The organism is Psychrobacter urativorans, assembly GCF_001298525.1.
Taxonomy (GTDB): domain Bacteria; phylum Pseudomonadota; class Gammaproteobacteria; order Pseudomonadales; family Moraxellaceae; genus Psychrobacter; species Psychrobacter urativorans_A.
In genome coordinates, this window is the sequence record NZ_CP012678.1 from 770,420 (window position 1) to 795,060 (window position 24,641).

At 43.3% G+C, this 24,641-nt stretch carries 20 protein-coding genes; 3 read left to right on the plus strand and 17 right to left on the minus strand.

The genetic code is table 11. The features are described from left to right. The first annotated feature begins 229 nt into the window (after window positions 1-229). A complete protein-coding gene (locus AOC03_RS03245) occupies window positions 230-982 on the plus strand; it encodes a hypothetical protein (RefSeq protein WP_227514280.1) in 753 nt (250 codons plus the stop codon). A 111-nt stretch (window positions 983-1,093) separates the two neighbouring features. Here AOC03_RS03245 and AOC03_RS03250 read toward each other — a convergent pair whose 3' ends face one another. The 17 genes from AOC03_RS03250 to rplU all read right to left on the minus strand — a co-directional run bounded on the left by AOC03_RS03250 (window position 1,094) and on the right by rplU (window position 21,038). After that, the gene (locus tag AOC03_RS03250; RefSeq protein WP_062533580.1) at window positions 1,094-1,915 is read right to left on the minus strand and encodes a ferredoxin--NADP reductase; all 822 of its coding nucleotides are present in this window, start codon (window positions 1,913-1,915) and stop codon (window positions 1,094-1,096) included. A gap of 189 nt (window positions 1,916-2,104) precedes the next feature. Next, window positions 2,105-3,583 (minus strand): NADH-quinone oxidoreductase subunit N, encoded by a 1,479-nt coding sequence (locus tag AOC03_RS03255; RefSeq protein WP_062533581.1) that lies wholly within the window; start codon window positions 3,581-3,583, stop codon window positions 2,105-2,107. A gap of 3 nt (window positions 3,584-3,586) precedes the next feature. Beyond that, window positions 3,587-5,212, minus strand: coding sequence for an NADH-quinone oxidoreductase subunit M (gene nuoM, locus AOC03_RS03260; RefSeq protein WP_062533582.1), 1,626 nt, complete (start codon window positions 5,210-5,212; stop codon window positions 3,587-3,589). A 1-nt stretch (window position 5,213) separates the two neighbouring features. Continuing rightward, complete coding sequence (gene nuoL, locus AOC03_RS03265) at window positions 5,214-7,088, minus strand: NADH-quinone oxidoreductase subunit L (protein WP_062533583.1); 1,875 nt, start codon at window positions 7,086-7,088, stop codon at window positions 5,214-5,216. A gap of 4 nt (window positions 7,089-7,092) precedes the next feature. Then, window positions 7,093-7,401 (minus strand): NADH-quinone oxidoreductase subunit NuoK, encoded by a 309-nt coding sequence (gene nuoK, locus AOC03_RS03270; RefSeq protein WP_062536426.1) that lies wholly within the window; start codon window positions 7,399-7,401, stop codon window positions 7,093-7,095. 98 nt (window positions 7,402-7,499) lie between these two features. Beyond that, entirely contained in the window at window positions 7,500-8,198 is a 699-nt protein-coding gene (gene nuoJ, locus AOC03_RS03275) for an NADH-quinone oxidoreductase subunit J (RefSeq protein ID WP_204247937.1), read from the minus strand. Then, window positions 8,198-8,746: an NADH-quinone oxidoreductase subunit NuoI gene (nuoI, locus tag AOC03_RS03280; protein ID WP_062533585.1), complete on the minus strand. Its 549-nt coding sequence runs from the start codon at window positions 8,744-8,746 to the stop codon at window positions 8,198-8,200. The genes nuoJ and nuoI overlap by 1 nt, the downstream gene beginning before the upstream one ends. Window positions 8,747-8,790: 44 nt before the next feature. After that, window positions 8,791-9,786 carry an NADH-quinone oxidoreductase subunit NuoH gene (gene nuoH / locus AOC03_RS03285; protein WP_204247938.1) on the minus strand — a complete coding sequence of 332 codons (996 nt, stop codon included), beginning with the start codon at window positions 9,784-9,786 and terminating at the stop codon, window positions 8,791-8,793. Window positions 9,787-9,835: 49 nt separating this feature from the next. Beyond that, window positions 9,836-12,907 carry an NADH-quinone oxidoreductase subunit NuoG gene (gene nuoG / locus AOC03_RS03290; RefSeq protein ID WP_062533587.1) on the minus strand — a complete coding sequence of 1,024 codons (3,072 nt, stop codon included), beginning with the start codon at window positions 12,905-12,907 and terminating at the stop codon, window positions 9,836-9,838. A 10-nt stretch (window positions 12,908-12,917) separates the two neighbouring features. Next, window positions 12,918-14,342: an NADH-quinone oxidoreductase subunit NuoF gene (gene nuoF, locus AOC03_RS03295; protein ID WP_062533588.1), complete on the minus strand. Its 1,425-nt coding sequence runs from the start codon at window positions 14,340-14,342 to the stop codon at window positions 12,918-12,920. Continuing rightward, window positions 14,339-14,848, minus strand: a complete 510-nt coding sequence (nuoE, locus tag AOC03_RS03300; RefSeq protein WP_062533589.1) for an NADH-quinone oxidoreductase subunit NuoE — start codon at window positions 14,846-14,848, stop codon at window positions 14,339-14,341. The genes nuoF and nuoE overlap by 4 nt, the downstream gene beginning before the upstream one ends. Window positions 14,849-14,969: 121 nt before the next feature. Continuing rightward, window positions 14,970-16,745: an NADH-quinone oxidoreductase subunit C/D gene (nuoC, locus tag AOC03_RS03305; RefSeq protein ID WP_062533590.1), complete on the minus strand. Its 1,776-nt coding sequence runs from the start codon at window positions 16,743-16,745 to the stop codon at window positions 14,970-14,972. A 108-nt stretch (window positions 16,746-16,853) separates the two neighbouring features. Further along, on the minus strand, window positions 16,854-17,522 hold the full coding sequence (locus tag AOC03_RS03310; RefSeq protein WP_062533591.1) for a NuoB/complex I 20 kDa subunit family protein: 669 nt from the start codon (window positions 17,520-17,522) through the stop codon (window positions 16,854-16,856). Window positions 17,523-17,675: 153 nt separating this feature from the next. Further along, window positions 17,676-18,305: an NADH-quinone oxidoreductase subunit A gene (ndhC, locus tag AOC03_RS03315; RefSeq protein ID WP_062533592.1), complete on the minus strand. Its 630-nt coding sequence runs from the start codon at window positions 18,303-18,305 to the stop codon at window positions 17,676-17,678. 857 nt (window positions 18,306-19,162) lie between these two features. Then, on the minus strand, window positions 19,163-19,858 hold the full coding sequence (gene lolA, locus AOC03_RS03320) for an outer membrane lipoprotein chaperone LolA (RefSeq protein WP_062533593.1): 696 nt from the start codon (window positions 19,856-19,858) through the stop codon (window positions 19,163-19,165). Between the two features lie 516 nt (window positions 19,859-20,374). Beyond that, window positions 20,375-20,632: a 50S ribosomal protein L27 gene (rpmA, locus tag AOC03_RS03325; protein ID WP_062533594.1), complete on the minus strand. Its 258-nt coding sequence runs from the start codon at window positions 20,630-20,632 to the stop codon at window positions 20,375-20,377. A gap of 94 nt (window positions 20,633-20,726) precedes the next feature. Further along, complete coding sequence (gene rplU / locus AOC03_RS03330; RefSeq protein WP_062533595.1) at window positions 20,727-21,038, minus strand: 50S ribosomal protein L21; 312 nt, start codon at window positions 21,036-21,038, stop codon at window positions 20,727-20,729. 427 nt (window positions 21,039-21,465) lie between these two features. On the opposite strand from rplU, the gene AOC03_RS03335 reads away from it, so the two are divergent. Both AOC03_RS03335 and AOC03_RS03340 read left to right on the plus strand, forming a co-directional pair. Then, a complete protein-coding gene (locus tag AOC03_RS03335; protein WP_062533596.1) occupies window positions 21,466-22,491 on the plus strand; it encodes a polyprenyl synthetase family protein in 1,026 nt (341 codons plus the stop codon). Window positions 22,492-23,261: 770 nt separating this feature from the next. Beyond that, the gene (locus tag AOC03_RS03340; protein ID WP_062533597.1) at window positions 23,262-24,629 is read left to right on the plus strand and encodes an efflux RND transporter periplasmic adaptor subunit; all 1,368 of its coding nucleotides are present in this window, start codon (window positions 23,262-23,264) and stop codon (window positions 24,627-24,629) included. The last annotated feature ends 12 nt before the right edge of the window (window positions 24,630-24,641 follow it).

Below are 24,641 nucleotides of genomic sequence, written 5' to 3' on the forward strand. Positions count from 1 at the left end.
GTATAAATGGGTTTTAAACGTGGTATATCTTATAAAATATGTTTATAAGTAAGTTATTTAGGTTATTTGCTACAATACGCGCCTATCCGTTTTGCACCAAACTATTTTGCTATATACTCTTTTTCTTAGCTACTTTGTAAGCTATGGATTTAATGACTTTTTTTGACATGTCATCTTTTATCAGGGACGATAACCTAACATTTTGTAATCATATATAAGGATCATAAGTTTGAGTGATTTTGAAGACTTTTTTGATAATCTCGACTACCGTTTTAGCGAGTCTTTTAGTGAAGGCTGGGATAGCCTAACCCAGACCATAAAAAAACTATATAACAAAACCACTGATAAACTTGATGATGAAATTCGGCTGCCAGTCGCGCAGAAATATGTCAATGACGCGTTGCAAAAATTTGTCACTGACAATGTAAAAGCTATTTTAGAGCTACGTGTTGAGCTGCATGAACAATGGTTTCGGCTGTATTGCACTATTAACGTTGCAGGCATTTATGTTGAGGTTGCGAGTAACTTTAGGCTCGTTCATGCCCAGCTTGATCGTAATGTGCAACGCTTTGTCTTTGGGCAATTAACTTATACTGATGTGCTCAACTTGCGCTGTGAATCTTTTTTCAAGCGCCAAGGTATCAAATTGGCGATTTGGTTTTATCATAGTGTCCTTAAAAAGGATCCACTAGGCGTTATTTTAACTTACATCAATATCGCTCGTGCTAAAGAAGACATCATTTATCTAGACATTCATCGCTGGCTAAAAAAGAACCAAAAGATTATGAGCACGTTACATAAAGTGCAAGTGAACTATGGCGAGGTTGAAGAAGAACAACTTATCCTTAAAACCCAAGTAAACTATCGAGACCTCTTAGGTACAAGCAGCGGTGAAAATATCATCAACGATGATGATGAGCCAGAATTGATGAAAGGTCCAATCAACCCTCTAGGTGATGCTACAGAACCCAGTCAAGCTTAAACCAAGCATAAATAGTGTCTATCAAAAATAGTGCTTATAAAGATGGCTTCTCTCCATTCATACGCCGTAACCGTAAGATTCATTCGATAGCGGCGTTTTATTTTCTTGACTTTACCAATAATTCTCTACGGCAATATTGCCCTCACCGCGGCGATTCATCACCAAGCCAAGCGTTTTTAACGCCTCTTTAGTGTCATCAACCATTTCGGGATTGCCGCACACCATCACATGAGCGCTATCAATCTCCAGCGCAATGCCAGCCTGTTGTTGCAGTGTTCCTTCTAATAATAGCTTGGGCAAACGTGCGCCTAACGCACCGTCAACGGGTTCTCGTGTGACAATGGGCACAAAAATCAAGCGTGCAGGATTGTCCACCAGTAAGCCAAAATCATCTTGTAGCTGCTTAATTTTATCCACATAGGCCAATTCATCAGCCGTTCGCGCACTGTATGCCAACACAATATGCCCATAATCTTGCCAGGTTTGCAAATCTTGCAACATCGATAAAAAGGGCGCTAAGCCAGTACCGGTAGCCAATAGCCATAAATCTTTGGGCAGCGGCTGCTGATAACGCGCTAAAGTCAAAAATCCAAATGGCATGGTATTGAGCAATAACTCATCGCCCACTTGTAAGTGCTGCAACTGTGAAGTAAATGCGCCATCAGGAATCACAATAGAGAAAAACTCCAGCACCTCATCAAAAGGCGATGACACAATAGAATAAGCCCGAAAAACATCTTCATCCGGTGCGTGTTCTGATTCTTGTGTGTCTTGGTGCTGATGATACTTTAAGCGACTTGGGTTCACGCCCAAGCGTACAAATTGTCCAGCCGTAAATTTAAAGCTATCGGGGCGCGTGACGGTAAAACTAAAAAGATTGGGCGTCCATGTGGTTTTACTGAGCACGGTTACCGTTTGAATAGTATCACTCATAATAATTAGTCACTTATAGGTATGAATCTGTATTTTTGTTAGAAAAACAATCAAAGGTTTATAAGAAAATTACATAAAAAAAGATGCGCCAAGTTTATCATAAACGTGGCGCATCTTGGTTTTCTATCCGTAATCGCTCAATAAGAGCGCTTATTCACAGTAAATTATCTATCAGTTATCACGTCAACCTTACCAAATGCGAGCCATATTTGACCACACGATTAAGCTATTAGGTAGGATACCAAATAAGATAACCACGACTGTCACCGCAATCACCATGATACCGCCCATACGCATACCCCATTGCCCAGTAACGTCAAACTCAATAAACTCTTTTGGACGTTTAAACAGGGTTAACATCACACGCAGATAATAGAACAAACCAATAGCACTACCTAAGATAATCATGGCTACTAAGAACCAGTTGGTGCCTTGAACTGCTGCAAGTATGGCAAATAGCTTAGTAATAAAGCCTGCCGTTAGTGGGATACCGGCTAATGACAGCAGCATAATGGTCAGCACCGCTGTTAATACCGGACGGCGCCAAAATAACCCTTGATAATGTACCAATTCGTCCGCTTCACCTGACTGGCGATAAGGGCTCGACATCAAGGTCACGACACCAAATGCCCCGATAGAGGTAAAGGCATAAACCGCCATATACATACTAGAGATACTATCAGCGGCACTGCCAATACTGACGATAACCACCATCACATAACCCATATGGGCAATAGAAGAGTAACCGAGTAAGCGCTTAAGATTGGTCTGACGTACGGCTAATACGTTACCGATGAGAATAGATAAGGTCGCCATGACCATAATGAGCATCTGTACCGATGGTAACGCTAGCAGCGCGCTATCAATTAAGAAGCGAATAGCCAGTGCCATCATCGCCACTTTAGTCACGGATGCCAAATAAGTCGCAACAGGAGCAGGTGCACCTTCATAAACGTCAGGCGTCCACGTATGAAACGGCGCTGCCGATAACTTAAAGGCAATACCAAACATCATCATTGCCGCACCCACTATTAATAGCGGTGACTCATACATAGTCGCTAGCTGTACACTAATCTGCTTAAAGCTTAATGAGCCCACTTGCGCATATATAAATGCCATACCCATTAATAATGTCGCCGATGCCGTCGCTGATAATACTAAATACTTAAGCCCCGACTCAAGCGAACGGTCGCGTAAAAAGGTGTAAGCCAATAGACCATATAACGGTACCGACAGCAGCTCTAAACTCATAAAGAATGCTGCCATATGCTGCGAGCATACCATTAACAACGCACCAGTGGTCGATAACAGCATGAGCAAATACAGCTCATCTTTATTGTCTTTTAGGTTCATCAAATAAGCGTACGACAGCGTACAACACGCCAGCGCACAGATAAAAATAACTACCATATTAAACTGAGCAAAGTTATCAATCACAAATAACTGCTCAGCTTGTGGTACGGCTGAACCGCTACTGATAACCCCACCTATTTGCGCCAGTAGCGTAAACAGACCGATATTCAGCCCTACCACTGTAATGGTGCCAGTGACCACATGGGAGCGTTTAATCGTGATAGCAATCATGACTAACAGCACGGTAATGACTACCGCAATGATTGGCGCATAAGGCATCAGCCTCATCAAATCATTCATCGTAAATTCATTCATGACTTAACGTGCCTCCATTGCATCAAGTAACTGCGACGCATCTACTTGTGTCACCTGACTATTAACATACGCATTATTAATCCACTGCATCGCATGACTTGACGTATCAAGGAACGGCTGCGGATAAAGCCCAAGCCATACTAATCCCATCGCTAACAAGAGCAGTAATGACAACTCGCGCTTGCCCAAATCTTTTAGGCGACGCTCAGGTAAACCGTGTGACTTAGTCTCATGTAACGCCACTTCTTTAATATTGTTCGCCCCAAAGAGCGCACGATGAATCAAAATAAGCGAATACAGACCAGCTAAAATCAAACTGAACGTTGCCAATACCACAAATACTGGATAGTCAGCGAACGAGCCGAACAGAATCATAAACTCGCCGATAAAGTTCCCGGTACCCGGTATACCTAATAACGCGGCACAGAAGAACATGAGTATCGGCGCATAATAACGGAACTGCCCCCACATACCACCCATCAAGGTCAGATCGCGAGTATGCAGACGCTCATAAAGCTGACCGGCCATAATAAATAGCGCCGCTGAGCTTAAACCATGTGCCAACATCTGAATCATCAGACCCTGTAAGCTTAGTAAAGTTCCGGCATAAATCGCCAACACCACAAACCCCATGTGCGAAATACTGGTATAAGCCAGCAAACGTTTCATATCGGTTTGCATAAAGGCTAGCCATGCGCCATAAAAGATACCAATCGTACCTAAGGTCATAGCAATCGGAGCAAACTCATGCGATGCCGCTGGAAACAACGGTAACACAAAGCGAATCAAACCATAAGCCGCGGTCTTAATCAGTACCCCTGCCAAATCCACCGAACCCGCTGTTGGTGCTTGCGCATGCGCATCAGGCAACCAACCATGGAAGGGAATAATCGGCAACTTAACCGCAAAGCCAATAAAGAAGCACAGCATAATCGGATATTCCCAGCCGCCAAGAGGCGTACCGAGCAAATCATTATAATTAAAGCTAACTGCACCGCGATAGGTGTAATTAATAATCACCAAGATTAAAATGCCGATAAGCATAATAAGCCCAGACGCTTGGGTATATAAGAAGAACTTGGTCGCCGCGTATTCTTTGGTTTTGCCCGGTACATCATGACCCCAAATGGCAATCAAGAAGTAGATAGGCACCAACATCATCTCCCAAAAGAAGAAGAATAAGAACATATCAATGGCTAAGAAAACACCGATAACACCGCCCAAACTCCACAATAAGTTCAGGTGGAAAAACCCTACACGACGTTGAATCTCATTCCACGAACAAGCAACCGCAGCAACCCCTAATAGTCCTGTCAATCCAACCATCAATAGCGATAAACCATCCATCGCTAAATGGAAGCTAATACCAAGGCTTGGTATCCACGGCACACTAAATTGAGCAACCCATGGCACCGCAGCATCAGGTGCTATCACCTGTTTACTCATGCCTGAGAAATCACCAAGCTGCCATAACGCTATCGATAGCGCAAAGGTCAGTATCATACCGATCAAAGCAATCCAGCGCGGCAGACGTTTATTAACCCGCTCAACTAACCAACATAGCAGACCCGCTATAAACGGCACTGCGATTAATGCTGGTAGCATCCACGTTTGTTGTAACTCTATCATCTTATACCACCGTCATAATTACCAGCACCAACAGCACAGCGACACCCAAGCCAAAGCTTGTAGCATAGCCTCGAAGTGACCCCGTTTGCGTCGCAGACAACGCTTTATTACCCGCTGATACCAGCATTGGCAATATATTCCACATTTTATCAATAGGGTCAGCTTTGAATAAGCGACCAATGAGTAAAAAGGGTTTTACAAAAACGATATCGTATAGCGCATCGAAGCCCAAACCGTTATAACACCAATGATATAGCGCAGAACCAATACGTGTCTGCTTAAAGCTTGTCAGCATCCGACCCTTATCCACCACATATAATAATGCCGCTATAATAAGACCCGCAAGCATGGCACCCATCGCAATAAATTCAGCCGTATGCTTATCATGTGCTTGATTGGCAACTTCTAATAAATGTCCAACGCTCTCTGGCAATACGCCCTGTAATGGTGGTGTAATGAATGCCCCAACTGCCGTTGATAACACTAACAATACGCTAAGTGGCAACCAATACGACACGCCAGACAATTTATGTGCATGTGTCTTTTCTTCGCCAAAGAAGATAATCCAAATCATACGGAACGTATAGATAGCGGTTAAGAACGCGCCAAACACACCCATATAAAACAGGAATTGATGACCGGTTGCATAGGCTTCCCAAAGAATCGCTTCTTTTGAGTAGAAACCAACCGTCACCCAAGGTATCGCCGCTAATGCACCGCCACCGACGATATAACACCAAAACACCAATGGTATCTTCTTACGCAAACCACCCATCTTAAAGATATTTTGCTCATGGTGTACCGCAAGGATAACCGCACCTGACGATAAGAATAACAACGCTTTAAAGAAAGCGTGTGTCATCAAGTGAAAAATAGCGCCTTGCCATGCACCAACGCCTAACGCTAAGAACATATAGCCGATTTGACTCATGGTTGAATACGCTAAGATACGCTTAATGTCAGTCTGCACCAATGCACAAAGTCCAGCGACCACTAATGTCAACGCCCCAACAGCACCAACCCAGTACAATAAAACACCTGGGGTTAATAAGAATAACGGATGCATACGCGCGATTAAATAAACGCCTGCTGTCACCATCGTTGCCGCGTGAATCAGCGCTGAAACTGGCGTAGGACCTGCCATTGCATCAGCCAACCACGAATGTAGCGGTAGCTGCGCCGATTTACCCATTGCCCCACCAACCAACATCATGGTCGTCAAAATCATGGTCGGATTATTCATATCGAATATTTGAGGCGCACGAGTAATAATCTCTTGAATATTAAGCGTCCCAAATTCACGGAATAATAAAAACAATCCAAATGCTAAAAATACATCACCAATGCGAGTGATCGTAAACGCTTTGATCGCCGCGCGACCATTGGCACGGTCTTGGAAGTAAAAACCAATCAGCAAGTAAGAACAAATACCAACGCCTTCCCAGCCAAGATATAATAATAATAAGTTATCGCCTAACACCAATAACAACATGCTGGCGACAAACAGATTCATATAGCTAAAAAAGCGCCCAAAGCCGTCTTCGCCTCTCATATACCAAGCGGCAAAAAGATGAATTAAAAAGCCGACTCCGGTAACAACCCCGATCATCGTTAAGGCTAAGCCATCAAAACTTAACCCAAAGCTTGGCGCAAAATCACCAACTTGCATCCACGTCCACATAGGAACTTCAACCACCGTACCCGCAGGCTGAGTGGTTAAAAAAGTATAACTGACGAATAATGTACATAGTGATGATAGCAACATGCTACCCACACCCACTATTGCCGCTACCTGCTCACTGAGTTTGTCACGCATAAAGGCTAAAATCAAAAAGCCAATGAGCGGAAATATAAAGGTTAATGGTAATAAATTCATGACATCATCCTTTCATCTCACTGGCGCTATCGACATCAAGATGCCCACGCTTATGATAAAACTGCAATAATATAGCCAAACCAATTGAGGCTTCAGCGGCTGCTAAGGTCAAAATAAAGATAAACATAATTTGTCCATCTGGATCCATCCAGCGACTGCCTGCCACCACAAATGCTAACGCAGCGGCATTCATCATGATCTCTAAACTCATCAGCATAAATAGAAAGTTACGCCGAACCATCACACCGCCCAGACCAATCGCAAATAAAATACCCGCCAATATCAACCCATGGCTCATCGGTATCATACCCAGTATATTTTGTGCGTCAGTCACAGGCTGTACTAAGCCTGCTACCTCGTGGGCAAACGGCGCAGTTGACACCTGTTGTGCCACGCTCACTGCTTGTACCATCAGTCAGACTCCTTGCGCGTGACTTTCTGCATACCCACATAATCATGGGGATCAACAGCCTTATATTCATAAGGTTCATTTATCTCATTAACAGCTTCGTTATTCTCATTAGTATCATGGAGATATCTTTTAACGCCATCATCTCGTCTATCAACATTATGCTGATAATCAATCTCATCATTTAGTGATTCTTTACCTAAATGATAAGCGGCTACCAATGCTGCCAGTAATAATAATGCCGCCACTTCAACCAACATCATATACTTACTAAATAATGCCGTACCGACTGCTTTCGCGGGAATAGTAGCACCACCAATAACAGCAGCCTCATCATGATTGAGACCAATCAGGGCATACAGTATCACAGCAATAATAATCGTCAGTCCAGTTGGCACTGCCCACGTTTTAGCATCAAGCCATCCTTCTTCTTGGCGCTCATTTCTAATGCCTAAATTGAGCATCATAATTACAAAGACGAATAGAATTAGAATCGCACCAGCATAAACAATAATCTCAAGTGCCCCTGCAAACGGTGCACCCAGCACAAACATGATGCCAGCCACTGCCAGTAGCGACACAATCATCGATAAGATGGCGTGCACGGGATTGGCATGAATAACGACGCGCAGACTGGCAAAAATAGCCACTGCTGCGAGTGCGTAAAACCCTACTAAATCAGGATTGTTTAAAATAGTCATCACGGCAGCAAGCTCCTTAGATCAATAGGTGCAGCTTCGTTTTGTGCTGCGCCTTTCGGTTTATCTGCCACCGCCATACCGGATACGCGATAATAGTTATAATCAGGATATTTACCCGGTCCTGAGATAAGCAAATGTTCTTTTTCATAGACCAAGTCTTGACGCACATATTCGCCCATCTCAAAATCAGGGGTCATCTGAATAGCAGTCGTGGGACACGCTTCTTCGCACAACCCGCAAAAAATACAGCGCGAGAAGTTAATACGGAAAAACTCTGGATACCAACGCCCATCTTCACGTTCCGCTTTTTGCAACGAGATACAGCCCACTGGACATGCCACCGCGCATAAGTTACAAGCGACGCAGCGCTCATCGCCATCAGGGTCGCGAGATAATATGATGCGTCCCCGAAACCGTGGTGGTACCGGTACCGGTACTTCAGGATACAATATGGTATCGCGTGGTCGTATCGCGTGGCTATTGACCATCCACATGCTGCGAACAATGGTAAATACACCAATGACAGTCTTTTTTATCGTAGTAAACATGGGATTATTATCCTTATCAGCATTACTCTAGATCATCCGCGAGCTTACAGCGTTGGAGAGAAAATCAAAATGACTGCCGCAGTAACCAATAAATTAATCAAGGTCACCGGTAGACAAACTTTCCAACCAAAATTCATCACCTGATCATAGCGTGGACGCATGAGCGAACCACGAGCCAAAATAAACATGGTCATAAAGAACAGAGTCTTAATCATGAACCAAAAAGCAGGTGGTACAAATGGAATATTTAAATTAAAAGGGGCAAGCCAGCCACCAAAGAACAGACAAGTCATTAACGCTGAAATCAGAACCACGTTGACGTACTCACCGATAAAGAACATACCAAATTTCATGCCAGAATATTCAACATGATAGCCTTCAGCAAGCTCTTGTTCTGCTTCTGGTTGGTCAAACGGATGTCTATGGGTAACCGCAACACCCGCCACGACAAAGGTTAAGAACCCTAAAAACTGCGGAATAATATACCAGCCATCGGCTTGAGCTTCGACAATTTCACGTAGATTAAATGAGCCTGTCAACGCCACTACACCCATCAATGACAAGCCTAAAAAGACCTCATAACTGATGGTTTGCGCGGCAGAACGTAGTCCACCCAGTAGCGAGAACTTATTTGCGGACGCCCAACCACCAAACATCACCGCGTAAATAGCGATACCTGCCATGGCAAAGAAGAATAATATGCCGATGTCCCAATCTGCCACACCAAGTGTTGGCGATACCGGAATAATAGCAAAAGAAGCCAATGCCGTGAACATGGCAACTGCAGGCGCCAATGTAAAGATAAATTTATCAGTGAAATTTGGGGTCCAATCCTCTTTAAAGAAGATTTTGAGCATATCAGCGACTAATTGTAATGAGCCAAAAGGACCAACACGGTTAGGACCATAACGGTCTTGCCACAGTGCTAACATACGACGCTCATAAATAATCATCATAGCAGCCACAATCACAACCACCAAAAAAATGACAATGGATTGTACAACCATAAATAGGATTGACCACGTCTCAAAGGTCATCATATTAGCCAAAAAGCTTGGCACATCAGGAATAATACGAGTAAATGACATATTACACCTCCTGTGTGGTGGTCGGAGCAGCAGTGACGCTGTCAATATTAAAATCAGCGTTAGCGCTCGCCATTGAAGCCATATCAACTTCCATTGCATCAGACATCGTAATCGGTGCAGCCACTTTACATATGGATGCTGGCATCGATGGATGGATAATACTCACCTGTCCGACCGGATAGCCAATACAACCTTCTGCTAGATAATGTACCAGTTGCACAGGTAATACTATTTGCTGTTTATCAATATTAATCGCTAAATAGTCACCAGTGGAGACACCCCACTCTTTAGCGTCGTCCATTCCAATATGCCAACTGGCCACAGGCAATTGCTCAGCGACAACCGGACTACGCGATGCCATCATTGAACTGGCATAAATATTATAGATAGGCACCAGTTTCGCCTGACCTTGTTGTATATCAGTCGTCGTCAATGACGTTACTTGTGGCGCTATATATTGACGCATTGCTAAACGTGCGACTTGATCAAACAGACGTACACCGGGATCGCCGTTCTTTAGGCTACCACCGACCTTGGTTTGATATTTATTCCATGCTTGAGGCGAGTTCCAACCAGCCGATTGCGCAAATGGAATCATTGAGCTTGGCGTCTGCGTACCGCTATAACCTTCCATTGAAAAGGTCAAACCGGTATCTAAATCTTTGGGTTGCATGGGCTCATGTACAGAAATTGGTGCACGCATTGCCGTACGACCTGAATAACGACGCGGCTCACGAGCAATCTTTAGACCGGTAATACGATAATCAGCATCAGGCGCAGCATTTTTAATACCGGCAAGCTTCGGATGCGTCGCTATTAAAGCGTCAATCACATCATCAAGCTGTGTCCAGTCAACATCTTTACCCAGCAAGCTGCTATGCACGGCATGCAACCAACGCCAACCTTCTTTAATACTGCTAAGCGGATGGTAATAGCTATTATCATAAACTTGGAAAAAGCGCTGAGCACGACCTTCGGCAGAGACCAAAGTACCATCAGCTTCCGCAAAACTTGCTGCTGGTAATACGATATCTACATTTTTATGCCAATCAAACAATTGATGGTCAAGCACAATCACGGTTTTATCTGCCAGTAATTGTGTCAGCTTGTGTCCATCAATAGCATCTGTTAGCTGGTTTTCCGCCACAATCACGACATCAAAATCAGTAGCTAACAGCTCTTCTACCGACTTGCCACCGAGCAGACAAACACCGACACTATTTGCATCTGTTACCGCAAGATAAATACCTGCTTGGACATGATAATTGTTATTTTCATGTTTTAGCTCTAGTGGCGTTGCAGGTTTACGCTCAACATTATCTTGCGTATCGGCATTAACGCTCACTTCAGGTTTTGCAGCAAGCTCTTGATCATCAACTGGTTGCGCTTCAGCTTGCTGTTGTGCAGCACGAACTTTTGCATTATGCGCTTCAACTTGATGCTGCTCAGTCGCTTTAATAGCGCTACGTTTTTGCGTCAATGCTTGGGTAATTTGCGCAGCGGCTTCTATTAAAGCAATAGAAGATAAGCTGCTACCTGATACCACCAATGGCTTATCGGCTGTAATCAAGTCATAAGCAATTTGCTGTGCAAGCGCTTGCATCGGGTCAGTATCGGCACTTTGTTCTGTATTAGGCGCGACAATTTGTGCCATATCATCAGCTAAACTGGCAATTTCATCAGCGACTTTAAATCCCAGTGTGGTGATATCTTCGGGAGTCGCGACCACGCTGACTTTACTGATATTATCAAGCTTGGTTTGAGTAACATCAATAATATAAACAGGGCTGAGCGCACCTTGGGCAATACGTTGTACCGGTTCAGCTAACCACGCTTGGGTTTGAACTGCCGCCGCCATTTTAAGCGCTTCGTTTTTCGCTGCTTGGCGTACTGACAATGCCACTCGTGATGACGTTTGAGTAATATCTTCACCCAAAATCAACACCGCATCATGACTTTCAATGTCAGTCATACCGGGATTATAAATACCCTCAGTGCTTAATACTTCGATACATTTATTGACCAAAGCTTGCTGTTGATGATTTAAACCAGTGGAGAAGTTATCAAAGCCAACCAGATTTTTTAGGGCAAAGTTAGTCTCAAGACTGGCACGTGGTGAACCAATACCAATAACCTTTTTATCTTTAAGGCGTCTCGTCGTCTCATCCAGTGCGTAGTCAATATTAATTTCGACGTGTTTATCATTGATACGCTCAAGGGCTTGAGTTGGACGGTCTTCACGGTTGACGTAGCCATAACCAAAACGACCACGGTCACATAAGAAATAACGGTTTACTTCGCCATTGTAGCGATTTTCGATACGGCGCAATTCGCCATAACGCTCACCCGCTGAGATATTACAGCCCGCTGAGCAACCATGGCAGATGCTTGGCGCATACTGCATATCCCATTTACGGTTATAACGCTCAGAATGGGTTTTATCCGTAAACACACCTGTTGGGCATACTTCGGTTAAGTTACCTGAAAACTCACTTTCAAACTGACCATCTTTATCACGACCAAAATAAACACGATTATTAGAGGCATAAACACCTAAATCCTCGCCACCGGCGTAATCTTTATAAAAACGCACACAGCGATAGCAAGCGATACAGCGGTTCATTTCATGGGCAATAAAAGGACCAAGCTCTTGATTATGATGGGTACGCTTGGTGAAGCGGTAACGGCGAGTATTATGACCAGACATATAAGTCATATCCTGCAAATGACAATGCCCACCTTCTTCACAGGTTGGGCAGTCATGCGGATGGTTGGTCATCAATAGCTCAACCATAGATTTGCGGAATGCTTTTGCTTCGTCATCGGTGACCGAGATATACATATCATTGCTAGGTGCGACCATACATGACATGACTAAGCGACCGCGACCCGCTTCCATATCTTCTTTGGTCATGTATTGCTTAACCGCGCACTGACGGCACGAGCCTACCGAGCCGAGAGCAGGATGATAACAAAAATACGGCACATCAATGCCGAGTGACAAACACGCTTGTAGCAAGTTGTCCGCGCTATCTACTTCGACAGTGGTTCCATCAATATGTATGACTGCCATGCCACTCTCCTTATTTCACGTCTAGCTGTTGGTTGGCTGCAGCATCAATGACCTCTACACCAACCGCCTGCGCAATTTTTTGATCAAATTCAGGACGGAAATATTTAATTGCACTCATAAGTGGTTCCATAGCACCGGGTGCATGGGCACAAAAAGTTTTACCAATCCATAAGTCACGAGTCAAGCCTTCAAGCTTTTCTACATCGCCTACTTGCCCTTCGCCATCATTAATAGCGGTGAGTAATTTCACACCCCACGGCAAACCATCACGGCATGGTGTACAAAAGCCGCACGATTCACGTTGGAAGAAGATTTCAAGATTGCGTACCAGTGGCACCATATCTTGCTCTTCATCAACGACCATTATCAGCCCCGTACCCATACGGCTACCCGCTTTTTGAATGGTATCAAAATCAACTACCGTATCTAAATGCTCGGCAGTTAAAAAGTCAGTAGAGGCACCGCCTGGTAACCAAGCTTTAAGTGTGCGACCTTCTTGCATACCACCAGCAAAATCTTCGATAATCTCGCGCGCGGTGTAACCAAATGGTAACTCCCATAAACCCGGATCATTCACTAAACCTGAACAACCGAATAACTTAGTACCTGGAGTTTCAACCACACCTTTGGCTTTTGGCAAATCTTGATACCATTTGCTACCATGCAAAATAATAGCTGACACGTTATGGAGGGTTTCAACGTTATTAACAACCGTTGGTCGACCCCATGCGCCTGCCACTTGTGGAAAAGGTGGTTTGGTACGAGGATTCGCACGGCGACCTTCAAGACAGTTAATTAACGCCGTTTCTTCACCACAAATATAACGACCTGCGCCAGTATGCACATGCAAATCGAAGCTAAAATCTGTGCCTAAAATATTATCACCCACCAAATTATTGGCGCGTAACTCTTCAATTGCGGCATTCAAGCGTTCTGCTGCTAATATATACTCACCACGAATAAAGATATAACCTGCATTTGCTCCAATGGCATAGGCAGATATGAGCATTCCTTCGATAAGCTGAAACGGCAGACGTTCCATAAGCAAGCGGTCTTTGAATGTACCTGGCTCCATTTCATCTGCGTTACATACTAAGTAGCGCGGTCCACCATCGGGTGGTGCCATCAATGACCATTTAATACCCGCTGGGAAACCTGCACCACCACGACCTTTAACCACGGCTTCTTTAATGGTGGTTAACGTGGCTTCTGGTGGTTGCTTCAAAGCCATCTTGAGCGCTTCAAAACCACGTAGGGATTCATAAGTGGCTAAATCTAGCACCGCATCATGATGTGCCAAGCGCCACGTTAAGGGTTTAGTCTCACTGGTAGCGGTCGCCTTATCACCGTAAATGGCAATACGCTGATTGTTTAATTGGCTTGGTGCTTTGCCTTGGCTGCGAAGAGCAATCTGCTCTGAAACGGTTAATCTCATGCGTATAGCTCCAACAATTGAGTAACTTCATCAGGCTGCACAGGACCATAGGTATCTTCATCAATCAATACCGCAGGTCCTTTATCGCAGTTACCCAAACAGCAAATCGGTAATAGCGTGAAACGACCATCGGCAGTCGTTTGACCATACTCAATACCCAGCTCAGTGCGCAAAGCGGTCGACAGCGCCTCATAACCAGTTAGGTAGCACGCCACGGAATCACAAATTAAAATCACATGGCGACCAACGGGCTGACGATAAATACGATTGAAGAAAGTTGCCACCCCATCAAGATCCGTAACAGGGATATCTAACATATTTGCAATCGCATTTACCTGTGCGTCATCCACCCAACCATTGCGCTTTTGCACAATTTTTAGTGAATCTAATGAAGCAGCTCGCGCATGTGGGTAATGGTGCATAAACTCATGAATTGCCGCAATTTCTTCGGCAGTTAGGATACTGGCCACATCTACTTTTGGCGCTTTATCGGTAACAATTTTCATAATCTTTTTCTTTCCTCACTCATCACGCCGCTTATCGTGTGATTGTCACACATTTGCTGCGATTTAGGGTGCTAGTTGGCGCTCATACTTTGATTAATTTGACGTTATATAAAATTAAACATTAACGATCACAGTCAGCCATTACAATATCAATGGATGCCAGATACATAATAGCGTCGGATACCAGTGAGCCGTTAATCACCGATGGCATTTGCTGAATATGTGCAAACGTCGGTGTGCGAATACGCGTACGATAGCTCATAGTGGCGCGATCTGAGGTGATGTAATAGCTATTGAGACCTTTAGTCGCCTCTACTATCGTAGCGCACTCACCTGCTGGCATGACCGGACCCCAAGAAACCGAGAGGAAATGGTTAATCAAAGTTTCAATATCATTAAGAGTACGGTCTTTTGGTGGCGGTACGGCTAATGGATGGTCAGCTTTATAAGGGCCTGAAGGCATATTGTCCATACATTGACGAATAATACGCAGCGATTGACGCATCTCTTCAACTTTGACCATACAGCGATCATAGGCATCACCGTTATGACCAATAGGCACTTCAAAATCGAAGTTTTCATAGCCCATATACGGACGTGCTTTACGTAAATCAAAATCTACACCAGTGGCACGTAAACCCGCACCGGTCACACCCCAAGCCAATGCTTGCTTAGCATCATATTGAGCAACACCTTGAGTACGACCTTTAAGCACGCTGTTCTGCAATGCAGCTTTAACATATTCATCTAAACGCTTCGGCATCCAATCCAAAAACTCACGCACCAGACGCTGCCATCCGCGCGGTAAATCCATCGCTGTGCCACCGATACGGAACCATGCTGGATGCATACGGTAGCCTGTTACCGCTTCAATCACGTCATAGGCTTTTTGACGATCGGTAAACATATAGAATACCGGTGTCATACCACCCGCATCCTGAATAAAAGTACCGACAAATAGCAAGTTATTGGTAATACGGAAAAACTCACTCATCATCACGCGTATGGTCTCAGCGCGAGGAGGAATCGTAATACCCGCAAGCTTTTCAACTGACATGATATAGGGCAGCTCATTCATTACCCCACCGAGATAATCAATACGGTCGGTATAAGGAATATACGAGTGCCACGTTTGGCGTTCTGCCATTTTTTCAGCACCGCGGTGGTGATAGCCGATATCTGGAATACAGTCAACGACCTCTTCACCATCCAGCTGTAGTACCAAGCGGAATGCACCGTGAGCGGAGGGATGGTTAGGACCAATGTTCAAGAACATAAAGTCTTCATCGCGCCCTGAGCGTTTCATACCCCATTCTTCAGGCACGAAACGCAAATTTTCTTGCTCATATTGCTGCTTGGCAGTATTCAAAAAATAAGGGGTGAATTCAGTCGCGCGCGCATGATACTCTTTACGCAGTGGATGCCCTTCCCAATATTTAGGTAGCAGGATACGGGTTAAATGCGGATGACCGGTAAAGACAATACCGAACATATCCCACACTTCGCGCTCATACCAATTGGCGTTTGGCCAAATTTTGGTTGCACTAGGGAGATTTAAGTCCTCTTCACTGAGTGCCACTTTAATACGCACATCACTATTACGCTCAAGAGACATCAAATGATAAAAGACCGTGAAGTCACTAGCAGGTAGCCCTTCACGATGTTGACGCAAACGCTCATCCATTGCCGATAAGTCAAATAACATGACATAAGGCTGAGGTAGCGTCCGCAGATACATGAGTACATCTAACACATCAGCACGCGCCACCCAAACTGTCGGAATCTCATCGACAGTCTGCTGCACGACAAATTTGCCAGCATACTTATATTCCAGCTCTTGAATGACTGCTGGTACGGGCTTGATCTTAGGATCTGTATTTTCGACTACCGTGACCATGAATGACGTCTTCCTTCATTAATCATAACTGATTCATCATAACTAGACTGTGATGAGCGCATAAAACGTTAAGGCTATTACTGCTACTGCGAATCTAAATGTATAAGCTTAAATACTGTCTGGACTGCGCAAATTTTTCACCGCGATACGATCCGCTTGCTTACGGTCACGTTCAGGAGTCATCTGTGGTTGATAGATACCCTGATCATTCACATGAATACCTAATGGACGGCGTTCTTTAGTAATCGACTCTTGTAGTAACATTAAAGCTTGAATCAACGCTTCAGGGCGCGGTGGACAGCCGGGTACATAAACATCCACAGGAATAATTTTATCCACCCCTTGTACGACTGAGTAAATATCATACATGCCACCTGAATTGGCACAGGCGCCCATCGAGATAACCCATTTTGGCTCAAGCATTTGCTCATAAAGACGCTGGATAACTGGTGCCATTTTAATAAAGCATGTACCGGCAACAATCATCACATCCGCCTGACGTGGCGAGGCGCGAATCACCTCGGCACCAAAGCGTGATAAATCATGCACAGCCGTCAAGGTCGTCGCATATTCTACGTAGCAGCAAGAAGTACCAAAGTTAAACGGCCACAATGAGTGCTTACGACCCCAGTTAGCAGTTGAGTGAACCAGGTCTTCTAGACGACCCATAAAGACATTTTTATTGACTTCATCTTCAAGAGGATCGCTGACCGTTTGGCGAGTCTGAGCAGGATATACCTCTGCATCAGGGTTGGCTTTTGTTAAGGTATATTTCATAACATTCAACCTTTAAATTGTACCTAGCATGATAGCGACACTACTTATCATAGTTTTGCTATCCTACTAATAATATAGTTGCTACGAATTTTGCAAATATGATATCTAGTGATAAACCATGCATTAATGCCCGATGTACTTACTATTCATAGACTAATGACTGCGCTCAGCATTCGTATGTTGAGCAGAGACAGCAAAATCCACAGACGTAATATTACCTGTGGTATTGATATGATCAATGTTTTGTAGATGACGACGATTGGCCTCAATATTATTTGAGACATTAATCTGCCCAGAAGATTGCGCCGGTATCTTACCCGTAGGGTCTACCATCAACTCATCAACACCATCAAACTTTGTAATATCGGCTAAATTAAAGCCAGCAGGTGCGGCATAAAGACGGATTTTTTTACGCATTTTATCTGCAGGTGCCCAGTTTAAAGCACCTAAACTTAACGCATAGACCAGACCAATCAGCAAATCAATAACGAATGTGGTGGCGGCAATAAAGCCCGCCCAACCAGTTTCGCGTACCGAAACAGCATAAGTGTATAAGTACAGCGCTTCTAAATCAAAAATGACAAAGAAAATAGCTACTAGATAGAATTTAGCAGACAAGCGAATACGGGCGTTACCGGCACCGACAACACCTGCCTCAAATATCTCTTCTTTTTGTAAGCCATGAGAGCGTCCGCCAAGTAAGCGCGGAACGGTCAACATAAACACAACCAGACCGATTGCAGCTAGAATAAAGGCAACTGCTGACCAATTAAAGGCAGACATGATAATACGTGCTCCTCACCCAATCGAGTGTCATAAGCATCGCTTGACTATCAATCATTATCGTGTGATAGCATAGCGGCGTAACTGACGCAGACGAAAACACAAAAATTTGTGTTGGTAATGACCAATTATCAAGATTATTGAAGAAAGATAGTGTAATACGACACTAACCATCACTTTATCTAAACGCGCGAGGTTACTAATATAGTATGAGCGCTCTAAAGGTAAATTTAGAACCTACAGACCGAGTAGCTCATGATACGTCATCAGTATAAAATAAAGGTGGCTTAGCTAGTGGCTGGTCATTAATCTTATCTTTTTGCAACGAAAAATAAACTTATTAAATCAATATTATACTCAATCATTTAATTGATTTAATAACTCATTATACGTGGTCAATAATATCATAATAACTGGCATAAACAGGTTATTTACTATACGCTTATCAAGGGTTAAAAGCCAGTTCTCAACGATATTGAGAGATTTATATATATTAAAAAACATATATATGAAGCTAACAACTGCGCTATAGCACGAGCCCTAAGTTATCGCTGACTTTACAACCTATAAGCATATCGCTAACCATTGAAAATACCCAAATAGTCTATGAGCCATTCAAAATAAGGGTTAACGACGCTTACTTATAATACACGCGGTAAATTAGCGCATATTGTAAACCAAATATGGCTAATTGCAACCTATCACTGTGACTACTTGCAACAAATAATAATAGTCTGCCCTCACTCCATAATAGTGAGCAATAAAAAAGGCAAGCCGAGATCTCGGCTTGCCTTTTTTATTGCTCATTTAGACTTAACATCGTGCTAGCACTTATAAATCCACTTGCTCATTAATAATTACTGATTAATAACGTCCACACCCTTTGGCGGCGTAAACTTAAACTGGCTGCTATTAATGCTTGGATTCAACTTAATATTATCGTACTTAATCGTAGTGGTCTGACCTAAAGTATCGTTCAGCACCATCATCACTGGCTTGCCGCCATTAAAGCTCATTGATAAGCTTTTGAAACTGGCACTACTGGATTTAGGATAGAGTACATAGTAGTTCTTAGTGCTGTAAGGCTGAGTAATCTTGAAATTCTTATCGATTTTACTCGGATCACCAGATAATAATAGCGCTGGCGTATTACCCACTTGGTTATCAACATTCTGCTTCGTGGCTTGCTCTAAATCTTTATCAAAAATCCATAGCGAGCTACCATTCGCCACAATCAGCTGTTCTGATGGTGACTTGGTCTCCCAACGGAAATTATTTGGACGCTGTACACTCATCACACCTTTAAACGTGCCACTACTGGCACCCGTGGTTGTTTGAGTGAAATTAGCGGTCATACTTTTGGTATTGGCTAACAGTTTATTTAAACGTTGGGCGGCGACTATATTTGTTGCAGGTGCAGCTTGAGCAGTTTGCGTCAATGCTACCATCGGTGCAGCGACGCCAAGCGTGGTCATTAAGATACCAGTTAACGCGCTACTCATCATCTTTTGTTTTACAGTAGGGGTTGGTTTTACTCGTATTGATAAAGTCATTATATTTCCTCTCAGTATAAAAATTTTAGTATAAAAATAGAATAACAATTAATAAGTCTATTTTCTAATGGATATGTTTTTCAAATAAGCCATATCTTCATTAAGGCTAAATATTATTCTTATTTATTTTACGTCTACTTATTTTACGTCTATTGCCTAAATCAGTAATATAAAGGCGGCGTATTTATTTATTACAGTGCTGCTTTATTACAGTGCTATTGACTGATGAGCACAGTGTGCCAGTTTTTTTATTACGCGCCTAGTCATGAATTGCAATCAATACTACGGCTGCCATACACGCTTGTAACCATTACATTTACCCTTCTTTATTTCTATAATTCAAAAACCTGATAGCTAATGTTAATTTTTTTCTTTAATTACAGTCATATAGCTAATAAAAGACAAGCACAAAAAAACCCCCATTACCAATGAGTAATGGGGGTTTCGATACTGGCTAGACTGTCTTAATGAGTATTAAATAAATTTATATACTTTAAGTCAGTAGCAACGCAGTATTTATGCTTCTTCAACCATCACGTAGCGACGGTTAAATTTACCTTTGGTCGCAAACTTCACTACACCGTCATTTAGTGCAAATAAAGTATGGTCACGACCCATGCCAACACCTGCGCCAGCGTGGAATTCTGTACCACGTTGACGAACGATGATGTTACCAGCAACGATGGCTTGACCGCCAAAGATTTTTACGCCGAGCATTTTTGGGTTTGAATCACGACCATTACGGCTTGAACCGGCAGCTTTTTTATGTGCCATGAGAAAATCTCCTTGTTAATGTGACTTATCGCTAATGCGATAACTCTTAAGCATTTAGTGCGTTATTAATTATCAATAAACTGATAATCGTTAATTATGCATTAATGGCTTTGATTTTTAACAAGGTGTACCATTGGCGGTGACCTTGCTCTTTGTGATAATGCTTACGACGGTTGTGCTTGACGATACGGATTTTTTCGCCGCGACCATGTTCAATCACTTCGACTTCTACGCTTGCGCCATCAACAACAGGCTGACCGATTTTAACGGTTTCGCCGTCAACAACCATCAATACGTCGTTAAATGTGATGGTTTCGCCTTGTTCTGCTTTTAGTAGTTCAACTTTAAGCAATTCATCGACGACTACACGGTGCTGTTTACCACCAGTTTTGATTACTGCGTACATTGTCTAACTCCGCTTAACCCGTGTGCCGTGGCTGGCATCATACCAACGCTTCGTCAACGAACACGACAGGGAAAAATTAAAGGCAAGATTTTACGGCTTTTTGCCTATAAAAGCAAGCCGCTCATCCAGTTTATAAAAGATAGTAATACTAATAAGTCTGTATTTAAGCCACGTTATTATAGCTTATGCAATCAGCAACTTACAATGTTTTATCAATGCGTTTCCATCCTTACCAATTTCATGAGTAATTTTTGCATGATGTTTTTGAGGCAAAATTTTAAATCTAAAATAGCACCGCCTGTCTGCTGTCACGCTTTAATCGCCGATTTGCATGATAAGCTATGCTATTATAAGGGTATTAACGACCTTATCACGGTTAACTATAAAGCCCTTTCTCCTACTCTCATCTAAAATACGACTATTTACTATGACCAGTACTCCTTTGTCTAACGCTGCGAACTCATTATCCTCTACGCTAAACTACGCCGATATCCAAAGTATTGTCGCTACTGATTTTGACATTATGGATAAGCAAGTATTTGGCAGTCTGGATTCAAAAGTGCAGTTAGTAATGAGCGTTTCACAGCATGTTATCAATGCTGGTGGCAAACGTATGCGCCCACTCATTACTTTGTTATGTGCGCGGATGTTAAATGATGCCCCATCAGAGCAAGCGATGCATTTAGCAGCGATTACTGAAATGCTGCATACCGCAACCTTGGTGCATGATGATGTGATTGATGAGTCCAATCAGCGCCGTGGCAAACCAACGGCGAATGCCACATGGGACAATGCGACTGCGGTATTAGTCGGGGATTATCTGATTGCTCGCGCTTTTAACTTGTTGGTTGGCTTTCAAAGTTTGCCTTTATTACAACTGTTCTCAGACGGTACGTGCGATATTGCTGAAGGTGAAGTGTTGCAACTGCAACATCAGCACAATCCAGCAGCGACAGAAAATGATTATTTAAATATTATTGATGGTAAAACTTCACGACTGTTTATGATGGCAACCCAAGGCGCGGCTATCTTGCAGGAACAAACGCAATATTTACAGGCGTTAGCAGATTTCGGGCAGCATTTTGGTAATGCCTTTCAGATTATTGATGACGTGCTCGATTATAGTGGTGATAGCGAAATTATGGGCAAAAACTTGGGCGATGATCTTGCCGAAGGTAAGCCTACGCTACCTACCATTAAAGCGCTTGAACTGCTAAAAGATACCGATAAAGAAGGTTATGACAAGCTACGTATTGCCATACAAACGGGCAAAACGCCAAATGCGGAACAACTGATTGAGCTAGTGCGCGATTCTGGTTCACTTGAATATTGCAAGCGTCGTGCTTTAGAAGAAACCAAGCTTGCCCAGCAGGCGCTAAGCACCCTACCCGACAACCGCTATCGTCAAGGATTATACCAATTGACTGAGCTTGCCAGCGCCCGCTTAATATAATGTGAGCGAACCCATTTGACGTTGTAAATGCTTACGACTTCAGGTTCTCAACAGAATAGTTAATGTTCTATGTAAACAGGAAAATACAAAAACGAAGTTTGGGACGCAAGCAAAGAAGATAGGTCGGTACAAAGCCACCTCCCTTTTTGCTTGCTTTATTCACTTGTTATTGACGACTGTGATTGACGACTGTGATTGACGACTGTGATTGACGACTGTGATTAAAAGTTAAAGGCTATTAAAACAGTCACTTTTAAAACAAGCACTTTAGAAGACATCATTTTTTAAACCACTCTTCATGACCTACAACCTATAAGCGTTGCAAAATCAATGTTTCTACTTAATTATTGCCAAAGCCCTAATTTTCTGCATCACTCACCTTTTTATCGTATTTATACGTCATTTCTTATTTAGTTTTCTTCAAACTCATCTATACAACAAAATTTAACAATCTTCTCACTCATAAGTTATTGTATAGTTTCTTATACGTTTCTTCATGTAACGCTTGTGTTGTCGGTGTTTTTTACACATCATAAACATCAAAAGTAGGTTCAGTAGCACTACATAGGCTTTTTGGCGCTTGACTGTGGGGTAGACCCTATAGTTTATAATATGTGATTAAATTAATTTATTTATTCTATTGATGCACATCCAGCTGCTGTCAGCTGTTTGCCATCATGAATGAATACTATTTTTTATATCTATCACGCTCAAATTTATCACCATACTTTTTATATTGTATCACTATTATATTATTACCGAGGACATTGATGAAGCACTCTTATCTTGCGATTGTAATAGCATCTGTACTATCTGGAGCTGTACTGGTTGGCTGTGACAAAAAAGAGGACGCCGCTGGTGAGCAAGCCGCACAGCAGCAGATGCCGCCTGCCGTCGTCAACGTCCAAACGGTAACTCTTGAGACTGTACCTCAAGAGCAGACGTTCTCTGGACGTACAACGGCTTATGAAACTGCAGACGTGCGCCCACAGGTCAATGGCATTATTGACGAAGTGCTATTCCGTGAAGGCAGCAGCGTGAAAAAGGGTCAGCCTTTATATCGTATCAATACTGATAACTACGCCAGCTCTATCACCAGTGGTCAAGCAGCTATCCAACAGGCGGAAGCCAACTATCAGACAGCGGTTGCTAATAATGCCAATGCTAAAGCTGAGCTGGTCAGTCGCCAAGCATCACTAGCTCAAGCACAAAATGACTTACAACGTCTGCAAGGTCTGGTGGCTATTAATGCTATCTCTAAGCAGCAATATGACCAAGCCCAAACAGCTGTTCGTACAGCACAAGCAGCAGTCGAAAGTGCCAATGCAGCTATCGGTCAATCACAAGCCGGTATTGAAAGTGCAAAAGCCGGTATTCAAACCGCAAAAGCAGGGTTACAAGCCAGCACCTTAGATTTCAATCGTACGATTGTGCGCGCACCAATCTCAGGTCGTAGTGATCGATCAAGCGTCACCGCCGGTACGTTGGTCAGTTCCGGTCAACCAACGCCTCTAGTGACCATTTCACGCTTAGACCCTATTTATGTCGATATCAGTCAATCATCATCTGAGCTACTTAAGCTGCGTCAACAAATTACTGAAGGTAAAGCCCAAGCTGGCATGAATAGTGTTGAGCTCGTATTAGAAGATGGTTCTGTGTATCCAGTACGCGGACAACTCGCCTTGGCAGAAGCTAAAGTGGACGAATCTACAGGCGCGGTTACCCTGCGCGCGGTATTCCCAAATAACAGTGATATATTACTACCGGGTATGTATGTCAGCGCACGCTTGACTCAAAGCGTCATTACTAATGCCGCTTTAGTCCCACAAAGTGCAGTGATGCGCTCGACCAAAAGCGAAACACAAGTTTATATCGTTGATGAAAAGAATAAGATTCAGGTACGCCCTGTCACTATTAATGGTACTTATAAAGGCCAGTGGGTGGTCACTGACGGTCTAAAGAGTGGTGATAAAGTGGTGGTTATCGGTGGTGCAAAAGTGAAACCTGAACAAGAAGTGGTCGCTAAGCCTTTGGAAAATCCAAATGCAGCACCTTCTGACCAAGGTACTCCTGCTAAACCTACTGCTAATGCTGCTGCCAAAACACCGCAGCAAGCTGCACAATCAGCCGCCAAATAATTCCATTCAAAG

Coding starts and splice junctions, on each gene's coding strand:
- AOC03_RS03250 (WP_062533580.1), bottom strand. CDS start 1,915: ATGAGTGATACTATTCAAACGGTAACCGTGCTCAGTAAAACCACATGG.
- AOC03_RS03255 (WP_062533581.1), bottom strand. CDS start 3,583: ATGAATGAATTTACGATGAATGATTTGATGAGGCTGATGCCTTATGCG.
- nuoM (WP_062533582.1), bottom strand. CDS start 5,212: ATGATAGAGTTACAACAAACGTGGATGCTACCAGCATTAATCGCAGTG.
- nuoL (WP_062533583.1), bottom strand. CDS start 7,088: ATGAATTTATTACCATTAACCTTTATATTTCCGCTCATTGGCTTTTTG.
- nuoJ (WP_204247937.1), bottom strand. CDS start 8,198: ATGACTATTTTAAACAATCCTGATTTAGTAGGGTTTTACGCACTCGCA.
- nuoI (WP_062533585.1), bottom strand. CDS start 8,746: ATGTTTACTACGATAAAAAAGACTGTCATTGGTGTATTTACCATTGTT.
- nuoH (WP_204247938.1), bottom strand. CDS start 9,786: ATGATGACCTTTGAGACGTGGTCAATCCTATTTATGGTTGTACAATCC.
- nuoG (WP_062533587.1), bottom strand. CDS start 12,907: ATGGCAGTCATACATATTGATGGAACCACTGTCGAAGTAGATAGCGCG.
- nuoF (WP_062533588.1), bottom strand. CDS start 14,342: ATGAGATTAACCGTTTCAGAGCAGATTGCTCTTCGCAGCCAAGGCAAA.
- nuoE (WP_062533589.1), bottom strand. CDS start 14,848: ATGAAAATTGTTACCGATAAAGCGCCAAAAGTAGATGTGGCCAGTATC.
- nuoC (WP_062533590.1), bottom strand. CDS start 16,745: ATGGTCACGGTAGTCGAAAATACAGATCCTAAGATCAAGCCCGTACCA.
- AOC03_RS03310 (WP_062533591.1), bottom strand. CDS start 17,522: ATGAAATATACCTTAACAAAAGCCAACCCTGATGCAGAGGTATATCCT.
- ndhC (WP_062533592.1), bottom strand. CDS start 18,305: ATGTCTGCCTTTAATTGGTCAGCAGTTGCCTTTATTCTAGCTGCAATC.
- lolA (WP_062533593.1), bottom strand. CDS start 19,858: ATGACTTTATCAATACGAGTAAAACCAACCCCTACTGTAAAACAAAAG.
- rpmA (WP_062533594.1), bottom strand. CDS start 20,632: ATGGCACATAAAAAAGCTGCCGGTTCAAGCCGTAATGGTCGTGATTCA.
- rplU (WP_062533595.1), bottom strand. CDS start 21,038: ATGTACGCAGTAATCAAAACTGGTGGTAAACAGCACCGTGTAGTCGTC.
- AOC03_RS03335 (WP_062533596.1), top strand. CDS start 21,466: ATGACCAGTACTCCTTTGTCTAACGCTGCGAACTCATTATCCTCTACG.
- AOC03_RS03340 (WP_062533597.1), top strand. CDS start 23,262: ATGAAGCACTCTTATCTTGCGATTGTAATAGCATCTGTACTATCTGGA.